Origin of the sequence: Stenotrophomonas sp. MYb57, from assembly GCF_002966815.1 — a bacterium.
Classification (GTDB): domain Bacteria; phylum Pseudomonadota; class Gammaproteobacteria; order Xanthomonadales; family Xanthomonadaceae; genus Stenotrophomonas; species Stenotrophomonas indicatrix.
This window is the reverse complement of record NZ_CP023271.1, coordinates 4,684,650-4,694,453: the sequence shown is the minus strand read 5'-3', so window position 1 is coordinate 4,694,453 and position 9,804 is coordinate 4,684,650. Positions and strand designations below refer to the sequence as shown.

The following is a 9,804-nucleotide window of genomic DNA, read 5'->3' as shown; positions in this document are numbered from 1 at the left end:
CAGCAATAATTGTCCGGTGGCCGATGCATAGGCGCGAAAAGGCGCCCAAACACAGGCCTGAAAGGGGGGAAATGGATGGCTCAGCCTACCACCGAGCGCCCGCCTTCGGAATGCTTGTCCCCTACTTATTCACAAAAAGATCCACAGCTATTGCACAGCCCGGTGAATTGGCGTAGCAGACAGGGGTTGACGGGAGGGGGGACACCTCTCTAAAATTTCCGGTTCTTTCCGTCCCATTCATACGAGAGGCCCACATGGCCACCAAGCGCACCTTCCAGCCCAGCAACCTCAAGCGTAAGCGCGACCACGGCTTCCGTGCCCGTATGAAGACCGCTGACGGCCGCAAGATCCTGTCGCGTCGCCGCGCCAAGGGCCGCAAAGTCCTGAGCGCCTGATTGCCATGCCGCATCCAGCGGCAGACGCAATCCATTCGACAGTGAATACTGCAGACCCGCGCAAGCGATTCCCTCGCTCTGCGCGGGTTCGCACGCGTGCCGAATATTCAACGGTCTTCAACGGCGCCCGCCGTGTGTCCGATCCGCTGATGACCCTGCACTGGCTACCGGCTGACCGGCCGGCCAGGCTGGGTCTGGCGGTTTCCCGCAAGGTCGATCCTCACGCCGTTGGGCGTAACCGGATCAAGCGCGTCCTGCGCGACGCCTTGCGTCAGACACGAACCGACATACAGCCAGGCGACTTCGTCGTCGTGGCTCGTACTGCTGCGCGTCATGCCAGCAACGAAGATATCCGCCAGGCCTTCCTGCGCCTGCTGCGGCGCCTGCGCGCATTGCCCGCGCCGGGCGTGGACGGCACAATGCCGCCGCCTGATGGCATTGCCATTTCCTCCGTCACCGAGCCGGCACCGCGTCCCGGCCCCGCTGAGCCTGCCTGCTGATGAACCAGACCCGTGTTTTCCTGATCTTTGCCTGGCTGATGGTGGCCGTGCTGCTGTGGATGGAGTGGAGCCGTGAGAAGTCCGCCCCGACCCCGGCGCCGACGACCAGCTCGGCCCCGGCCGCCGCCCAGAGCGTCCCCGGCGCGTCCCCGGGCAGCATCCCCAGCGCGCAGGTTCCCGGTGCCCCGGGTCAGGCCGCTGCACAGGCCCAGGCCAGCGCCACCCCGTCCGCACAGACCGTGACCATCACCACCGACGTGCTGCGCCTGAAGCTCGATGGCGGCCGCGTGCTCGACGCCGAACTGCTGCAGTTCCCGCAGAGCAAGGACGAAGGCAGCCCGCCGGTGCGCCTGCTGACCGAAGATCCCGCGCATCCCTACAGCGCGATCAGCGGCTGGGCCAGCGAAGACAAGAACACCCCGGTGCCGGGTGCCGACGGCTTCAAGCTGGTCGGTGACACCCGCGACTTCGTGCTGGCCAAGGGCCAGAACGAACTGCAGGTTCCGTTCGTATGGACCGCCGACAACGGCGTGACCATCAAGCGCACCCTGATCGTGGGCCGCAACGAGTATGCGATCCGCTTCAAGGATGAAGTCAGCAATGCCGGCGCCGCGCCGTGGAACGGCTACGTCTACCGCACCCTGGACCGCAGCCCGACGATCCTGTCGCGGAGCATGACCAACCCGGACTCGTTCAGCTTCAACGGTGCCACTTGGTACGACAACGACAAGAAGTACCAGCGTCGTGCGTTCAAGGATTACCTGGACGATGGCGCGCTGAACCAGGACATCACCGGCGGCTGGCTGGCGATGCTGCAGCACCACTTCTTCACCGCCTGGATCCCGCAGAAGGACCAGACCGCACACTACGTGCTGTCGCAGGTGGCCGGTCGTGACCTGATCGAAGCGCGTGGCCCGGCCTTCACCGTGGCCCCGGGCCAGTCCACCAGCACCGAGGCCCGCCTGTGGGTCGGCCCGAAGCTGGTCAACCTGATCGCCAAGGAAGACGTGCCGGGTCTGGACCGTGTGGTCGACTACAGCCGCTTCTCGATGATGGCGGTGATCGGCCAGGGCCTGTTCTGGGTACTCAACCAGGTGCACAAGCTGGTGGGCAACTGGGGCTGGGCCATCGTCGGCCTGGTGGTGCTGCTGAAGATCGTGCTGTACCCGCTGTCGGCGACGCAGTACAAGAGTGGCGCCAAGATGCGTCGCTTCCAGCCGCGCATCGCACAGCTGAAGGAACGCTATGGCGATGACCGCCAGAAGTTCCAGACCGCGATGATGGAGCTGTACAAGAAGGAAAAGATCAATCCGATGGGCGGCTGCCTGCCGATCCTCATCCAGATGCCGATCTTCTTCGCCCTGTACTGGGTGCTGGTGGAATCGGTCGAACTGCGCCAGGCGCCCTGGTTCGGCTGGATCCAGGACCTGACCGCCCGTGACCCGTACTTCATCCTGCCGGTGATCAACGTAGCGGTGATGTGGTTCACCCAGAAGCTGACGCCGGCACCGGGCATGGACCCGATGCAGCAGAAGATGATGCAGTTCATGCCGCTGGTGTTCGGCGTCATGATGGCCTTCATGCCGTCCGGCCTGGTCCTGTACTGGGTGGTCAATGGTGGACTGGGCCTGCTGCAGCAGTGGTGGATGACCAAGCGCCACGGCAGCGATCCGGTGCCGGCCACGGCAGCCACCGCTCCGGCCAAGAAAAAGTAAGGCGCGTCTGCGCCGACGGGTAGAGCCGGCCGCTGGCCGGCTGACCCAGCAAAGGCCCGCCGCAAGGCGGGCTTTTCGCATGCGGCGTTAGAATCGCCGGCACACCATTCCCCTTTGTTCGAGTCCGCCATGCCGCGTGCGCCGTCGTTCCGCCTGTTTCTGCCCAGCCTGCTGTTGACCCTGCTCGTGGCTGGCTGTGGCGACAAGGACGCGCAGGCACCGGCGGCGGTTACCCAGCCGAGCGCACAGGCTGCCGCTGCCGCCGACCCGGCCGCCGCGCCGTTGCTGGGCGCATTGCAGAAGCAGCTCGACGGCTATCGACGGATCATCGTGCTGCTGGCCGATGAGGAACAGCAGTCCGCGGCCGATCGCACCACCTCCACCCGCATCGGCCAGCAGCTGTTCCACGATGGCCTGGAACAGCGCGGCGCCATTGCCACGCAGTTCGACACCCTGCTGCGCGGCACCAGCCCGCAGCGCTTCGCTACCCTGGGCACGGTGCTGGATTACATCGAGTCGGCGCCCGAACTGTTCGATGCCGATCGCCTGGCGTTCCGCGAGGTGCTGCGTGACCTGCACGAACGCATCGGCGCCGATTCCTCGTTACCGGCGGTGAAGCTGCACCAGCGCATCGGTGAAGACCTGGAGGCGCTGGACGAGATCGAGCGCAACTACAACCAGGAACTGACCCGCATCTTCAGCCGCTTCGAGCGCACCCGTGCCATCGAACTGAAGCGCGAGAAGTGGGACGACTACATCGCGCACCTGCACAAGGACTACAGCCGCGAAGCGATCCTGCGCGACTACGGCGTGATCGAGCCGTACCCGATGTCGATGAAGGACAGCGACCGCGAGATCTTCGGCCGCGATCTGCCGCCGAAGACGGTGGTGCTGACCTTCGACGATGGCCCGCACAAGGCCTATACCGATGAAGTGGTGGCCATCCTCAAGCGCTACGACGTACCGGGCGTGTTCTTCGAGGTCGGCCGCAACCTGGGCAAGGTCGACACCGACGGCAAGGTCAGCCTTGGGCCGATGGCCAAGATCAGCCGCAACCTGATGGAAGAGGGCTACGCCGTCGGCAACCACAGCCTGACCCATGCGCAGCTGTCGCGCACCACCGGCGATGCGCTGCGCCAGCAGGTGCTGGACACCGACACCCTGCTGAAGGACGTGGACAGCAAGCGCGCGCCGCTGTTCCGCTTCCCGTATGGCGCACGCAACGCCGAAGGTCTGCAGCTGCTCAACGAGGCGGGCCTGAAGTCGATCATGTGGAACATCGATTCGATGGACTGGGCCGACCCGGTGCCCGAATCGATCGTGCAGCGCGTGCTCGACCAGGTGAACAAGGAACAGCGCGGCATCATCCTGTTCCACGATATCCACGACCGCGCGGTGAAGGCACTGCCGCAGATCCTGGACCGGCTGATCGCCGACGGCTACCAGTTCGCCGGCTGGAATGGCCGCGACTTCAGCGTCGCCCGACCGCGCAAGGGCAGCGACCGCGATGCCACCGTCACCACCGGCTATGAAAAATCGTGGGCGATCGTGGTCGGCATCGACAACTACGCCAAGTGGCCGAAGCTGGAATACGCCAGCCACGATGCCCAGGCCGTGGCCGATACGCTGACCGGGCAGTTCGGCTTCCCCTCCTCGCAGGTGATCGTGCTGAAGAACGAGCAGGCCACCCGCAACAACATCCTGGCCGCCTTCCACGACCGGCTGTCCGACGACCGCACCGGCAGGAATGATCGCGTGTTCGTGTTCTTCGCCGGCCACGGTGCTACCCGTCAGCTGGCATCCGGGCGCGACCTCGGCTACATCATTCCGGTTGATTCGGACCCGAAGGAATTCGCCACCGATGCCATCGCGATGACCGACATCCAGAACATCGCCGAGAGCATGCAGGCCAAGCATGTGATGTTCGTGATGGATGCCTGCTACAGCGGTCTGGGCCTGACCCGCGGCGGCCCGTCGTCATCGTCGTTCCTGCGCGAGAACGCACGCCGCAGCGCGCGGCAGATGCTGACCGCCGGCGGTGCCGACCAGCAGGTGGCCGATGCCGGCCCGAACGGCCACTCGGTGTTTACCTGGGTGCTGCTGCAGGCATTGGCTGGCAAGGGCGATCTCAATGGCGATGGCCTGATTACCGGTACCGAGCTGGCCGCCTATGTGGCGCCGGCGGTGTCGGCGGTCTCGCAGCAGACGCCGGCCTTCGGCAGCCTGCCTGGCTCGCAGGGGGGCGAGTTCGTGTTCCAGGTGCCGGACAGCCAGGAATACCTCAACGCCGATACGCGCCAGCTGACTGCCGATGCGATCGCCCTGAACAACAAGGTCGACGCTGCCCAGGACGCCAAGAACAGCGAAGCGCCAGTGACCGTGGCCGACCTGCAGGGCGGCAAGGCCAAGCTGGTGGTGCCGACGGCCGGACCGGCCTCGGACCGCCAGCGCTCGCAGCAGGCCAACGACCGTGGCCTGCAGCTGTACCGCGAGAAGCGCTACGACGAAGCCGCCGCGCAGTTCGCCGAGGCACTGAAGCTGCGCCCGGATTTTGCCCAGGCGGCCAACAATCTCGGCTTCGTCTACTACCGGCAGCAACGCTACGCCGAAGCGGCGCGTTGGCTGGAGAACACACTGAAGATCGATCCGTCGCGCGCGGTGGCCCATCTGAATCTGGGTGACGCGTACTTCCACGCAGGCGACAAGGCCAAGGCGAAGCAGGCCTACACCACCTACCTGGCACTGCAGCCGCAGGGCAGTGGTGCGGCGCAGGCCCGCGCGCAGCTGGAGAAGCTCTGAGCGATGAACGATATGAAGCGCACCGAAACCATCGTGGCCATTGCCAGCGCACCCGGTGCGGGCGGCGTCGGCCTGCTGCGCCTGTCAGGCCCGCGTGCCGCAGCCATTGCCAACGCACTCGGCGCACCGACGTTGCGCCCGCGCCACGCGCACTACGCGCGCCTGCGCGATGCAGACGGTGAGGTGATCGACGATGGCATCGTGTTGTGGTTCCCGGCGCCGAACAGCTTCACCGGCGAAGAAGTGGTGGAGCTGCAGGGCCATGGCAGCCCGGTACTGCTGCAGCAGCTGGTCGCACGCTGCATTGCACTGGGGGCGCGGCAGGCGCGGCCCGGCGAGTTCAGTGAGCGCGCGTTTCTCAACGGCAAGCTCGACCTGGCACAGGCCGAAGCCATCGCCGATCTGATCGCGGCCGGTGACAACCGAGCAGCGCGCGCAGCACGACGCTCGCTGGACGGTGTGTTCTCGCGCCGCATCGATGCGGTGGTCGAACAGCTGGTGCTGCTGCGCATCCACGTGGAAGCGGCCATCGATTTCGCCGATGAGCCGCTGGACACACTCGGCGGTGCACAGGTGCGGCGTGGCCTGGAACAGGCGCGCAGCGATCTGGCCCTGCTGCGTCGCGACGCAGAGCGTGGCCGTCGTCTGCGCGATGGCCTGCATGCGGTGCTGATCGGCCCACCGAACGCTGGCAAGAGTTCGCTGTTGAACGCGCTGGCCGGTAGCGAGCGTGCCATCGTCACCGACATCGCCGGCACGACCCGTGACACGCTGCGCGAGACCATCCGTCTGGATGGGCTGGAATTGACCCTGGTCGATACCGCCGGTCTGCGCGATGGCGGCGATGCCATTGAACGCGAAGGCATGCGTCGCGCGCGCGCGGAGATCGAGCGCACCGACCTGGCGTTGATCGTGCTGGATGCACGCGATCCGGCAGCCGGCGAAGCCGCGATCGGCGAAGCGGTACTGGCGGTGCCGCACAAGGTCTACATCCACAACAAGTCGGATCTGCTGGATGCGATGCCGGTGCGGGACGACCCGGACCGCGTGTTCGTCTCCGCTGCCACCGGCGCGGGACTGGACGAGCTGCATGCGCGCCTGCGTTCGATCGCTTCGGCCGGGGCAGGGGAGCAGGTGGAGGGCGAATTCTCCGCACGCACCCGCCACGTCGATGCGATCGAACGCGCACAGGAGCACGCGCAGCGGGCGGATGGCGAGCTGGTGCACGAGCACCTGGAGCTGGCGGCCGAGGAGCTGCGTCTGGCGCACGACGCGCTGGGCGAAATCACCGGGCAGATGAGTGCCGATGACCTGCTGGGTCGGATTTTCTCCAGCTTCTGCATCGGCAAGTAGTGCCGCGATGAACTGCGACATGCCTGGATTTCATGCAGTACAGCGACTCCCTCTTGGTACGATTCGACAATGGACCCGATAACCGACAGCGACGTCAGATCCGCGCTCCTTCGGAAGGTGATCGCTGAGCACGTTGCCAATCCCAATACGCTGGTCGTGGAGGAGATGGGGCTTGCTCGCGGTGCCTGTCGGGTTGATGTCTGCGTCATCAACGGTCACCTGCACGGCTACGAGATCAAGAGCGACGTGGACACGCTGCGCAGGCTTCCCATGCAGCAGCAGTTCTATTCAAACGTTCTCGACAAAGCGACGATTGTCGTGGGGCAGCGGCATCTTGACCACGCGATGGAGGTCCTGCCGGAGTGGTGGGGCGTTCGCACTGTATCGCGCGGCGCGCGTAAAGCGGTGCGAATGGAGCTTTTGCGACCCGCCAGGCTCAATCCGTCGGTCAATGGGATGGACGTTGCCGCCCTTCTCTGGCGTGATGAGATCACGACACTGATCTGTGCACGGAACCCGGACAAGGCAGCGCTGCGCGGCAATCGCACAGCGCTGTGTGAGCGGCTTGGAGAGGTATACAGCCTCGCCGAGATCCGCACGCTGGTCAGGGAACAGTTGAAGCGCCGGACAGATTGGCGAGGTCGCGAACAACCTTAGTCAGGTGGTGATTGGTCGCCACCGTTGGCCAGGTCGAACTTCCGCCTGTACTGGCGACGTTGTTGGCGCAATCTTCGATGTACTCGTCGCCAGCACTGTAAGTTCGCCCCATGAATACCACCGGGCGATCAGAAATCAGGTGCCTGCACAGGTCGCGATACTGGTCTCGGCCATTGCGCTTGACCTGGGTGCCGACGATGATCCGCCACTGGTCATCGATCGTGTACTTGATCTTTGCATTCGGGTCGAACAGGCGTGGGTCCATCATCTCCGTCTGTGGTGACGCGCATCCGTAGTCACCGAACCATGGCTGACGCTGCAGGGCACCGGCTGTCAGTCGGGTGTACCCCCGCCATTCGCGACGGTGAACGTCACCATGAGGGCGATAGCCTGCTGACGGGCTCAGGCTTGCAGGGAAGCTGCCACCGGCCACGGTGAGCGATCTCCATCGGCTGATGTAGGGCAATCCAGCGATCCATGCCTGCCAGACCGATGCCTGCAGGGTCGGAGAATCTGCGACATCTGCCGTACTGTCCAGAACGATGTCCACTTGCTCCGGGGCTACACCCAGGAGATGCAACAAGCCGTCGATCTTCGCCAGAGGACTGCCTTCCAGATCATCGGGAACCAGGCGCAGTCCGCACCCACGATCATCCTGGGCGATGATGCTGGCGACTGCCTGCTGATACGCCAGATGCCGGCCGATACCGGTTACCGGAATGGCCTGGCAGCCCGACGCCCGTGCGAGATCGAAGACGCGCGCGAGGTGATGGTCTCCATTGGCCATCGTGTCGTCGCCGGCAAGATGCGGTGAATCGAACAGGCAACGGCGTTTCTTCCAATTGGTGCTCAGTCGCTTGCCGACATTCTTCAGGTGATCATCAAGCGACTTGGCGGGTGTCTCGTTCTCGAAGTCCCACTGTTCGACCGGGATCTCGAACAAGGGATACATCCAGTCCTTTATGGTCTCGCGTGTACGACCTACCGCGAGGTACTCACCTTGTCGCCATTTCAGGATAGGCACGTACATTGTTTTCTCCATGGTCCGATCCTCCGCCAACATCGGTGTTGGTCAGTCGAGGCTATGACCCATCGTTTCCGCGGTTCAATCGGAAAAATTGCAGAATCCAATCCGAATGGCGGTCACCGCGATCATTGGCCAACCGCAGGCAGCCGACCCCAGCTCCCCCAACCTGTCACATTCCCGCCGCATACTGACGCCCATCACAAACCGCTTGGGGGAGTCGCAGTGAAGTCGTGGGGTCGTGCGTTGCTGTTGTCGCTGGCCGTGGCACCATCGGTGGCCATGAGTGCTGAATCCTCCCCTCCGGCCGCACACAAGGTGTCGGTCTACGGCCACCGCGGTGCAAGCGCGCTGCTGCCCGAGCATACGTTGGCGGCCTATGCGCAGGCCATCGCCGACGGTGCCGATTACATCGAACCGGACCTGGTGATGACCAAGGACGGGGTGATGGTGGCCCGCCATGAGAACGAAATCGGTGGCACCACCGATGTGGCCGAGCACAAGGAATTCGCCAAGCGGAAGACCCGCAAGGTCATCGACGGGCAGACGGTCGAAGGCTGGTTCACCGAAGACTTCACCCTGGCCGAGCTGAAGACCCTGTACGCCCGCGAGCGCCTGCCGGAGTTCCGCAGCACTGCCTACGACGGCCAGTTCCGCATTGCCAGCCTGGACGAGATCCTGGCGTTCCTGGTCCAGCAGGCCGGTCGTGCCAACCGTGGCATCGGCCTGGTGCCGGAGATCAAGCACCCGACCTACTTCCAGTCGATCGGCCTGCCGATGGAAGACACGCTGCTGGCCGCGCTGCGCGGCAACGCCTATACCAACGTCGGCCCGGTCACCATCCAGTCGTTCGAAACAGCCAACCTGCGCTACCTGCGCGGCAAGATCCCGCGTGGCAGCAACATCCGCCTGCTGCAGCTGCTGTGGAAGGGCGATACCCAGCCGGCCGACATCGCCAAGGCCGGCGGCGCGCTGACCTATACGCAGATGATGACCCCGGCGGGGCTGAAGGACATCGCGGCCTATGCCGACGGCATAGGCCCGGAGCTGCGCTCGATCATCCCGCTGGATGCCAACGGTGCGCTGGGCACGCCGACGTCGCTGGTGCGCGATGCGCACGCGGTGGGCCTGATGGTGATTCCGTACACCTTCCGCCCGGAGAACCACTTCCAGGCCAGCAACCTGCGCAAGGGCGCGGACAATGCGCGCAACGCGGAGGGGTCGATCGCGGAGATGCGTGCCTACCTGGCGACCGGCATCGATGCCTTCTTCACCGATGACCCGGCATTGGGCCGGCAGGCGGTGGATGGAATGGGCGCGGCGGCGAACGCGGCGGACTGACCGGCGTCAATGCCGCCGGG

At 64.9% G+C, this 9,804-nt stretch carries 8 protein-coding genes; 7 read left to right on the top strand and 1 reads right to left on the bottom strand.

Annotated elements, in window-relative coordinates; genetic code table 11:
* Positions 1 to 254: 254 nt before the first annotated feature.
* The 6 genes from rpmH to CLM74_RS21380 all read left to right on the top strand — a co-directional run bounded on the left by rpmH (position 255) and on the right by CLM74_RS21380 (position 7,419).
* Complete coding sequence (rpmH, locus tag CLM74_RS21405) at positions 255 to 395, top strand: 50S ribosomal protein L34 (protein WP_006404565.1); 141 nt, start codon at positions 255 to 257, stop codon at positions 393 to 395.
* A 5-nt stretch (positions 396 to 400) separates the two neighbouring features.
* Positions 401 to 895 carry a ribonuclease P protein component gene (gene rnpA, locus CLM74_RS21400; RefSeq protein WP_025875580.1) on the top strand — a complete coding sequence of 165 codons (495 nt, stop codon included), beginning with the start codon at positions 401 to 403 and terminating at the stop codon, positions 893 to 895.
* Positions 895 to 2,610: a membrane protein insertase YidC gene (gene yidC / locus CLM74_RS21395; RefSeq protein ID WP_105164907.1), complete on the top strand. Its 1,716-nt coding sequence runs from the start codon at positions 895 to 897 to the stop codon at positions 2,608 to 2,610. The genes rnpA and yidC overlap by 1 nt, the downstream gene beginning before the upstream one ends.
* A 129-nt stretch (positions 2,611 to 2,739) precedes the next feature.
* Positions 2,740 to 5,409: a polysaccharide deacetylase family protein gene (locus tag CLM74_RS21390; protein ID WP_105165067.1), complete on the top strand. Its 2,670-nt coding sequence runs from the start codon at positions 2,740 to 2,742 to the stop codon at positions 5,407 to 5,409.
* Between the two features lie 3 nt (positions 5,410 to 5,412).
* Entirely contained in the window at positions 5,413 to 6,762 is a 1,350-nt protein-coding gene (gene mnmE / locus CLM74_RS21385; protein ID WP_105164906.1) for a tRNA uridine-5-carboxymethylaminomethyl(34) synthesis GTPase MnmE, read from the top strand.
* 69 nt (positions 6,763 to 6,831) lie between these two features.
* Positions 6,832 to 7,419, top strand: a complete 588-nt coding sequence (locus tag CLM74_RS21380; protein WP_105164905.1) for a sce7726 family protein — start codon at positions 6,832 to 6,834, stop codon at positions 7,417 to 7,419.
* On the opposite strand, the gene CLM74_RS21375 is transcribed toward CLM74_RS21380, so the two are convergent.
* The gene (locus tag CLM74_RS21375; RefSeq protein WP_234003403.1) at positions 7,367 to 8,449 is read right to left on the bottom strand and encodes a beta family protein; all 1,083 of its coding nucleotides are present in this window, start codon (positions 8,447 to 8,449) and stop codon (positions 7,367 to 7,369) included. The genes CLM74_RS21380 and CLM74_RS21375 overlap by 53 nt on opposite strands.
* Positions 8,450 to 8,668: 219 nt before the next feature.
* On the opposite strand from CLM74_RS21375, the gene CLM74_RS21370 reads away from it, so the two are divergent.
* Positions 8,669 to 9,784, top strand: coding sequence for a glycerophosphodiester phosphodiesterase (locus CLM74_RS21370; RefSeq protein ID WP_105164904.1), 1,116 nt, complete (start codon positions 8,669 to 8,671; stop codon positions 9,782 to 9,784).
* The last annotated feature ends 20 nt before the right edge of the window (positions 9,785 to 9,804 follow it).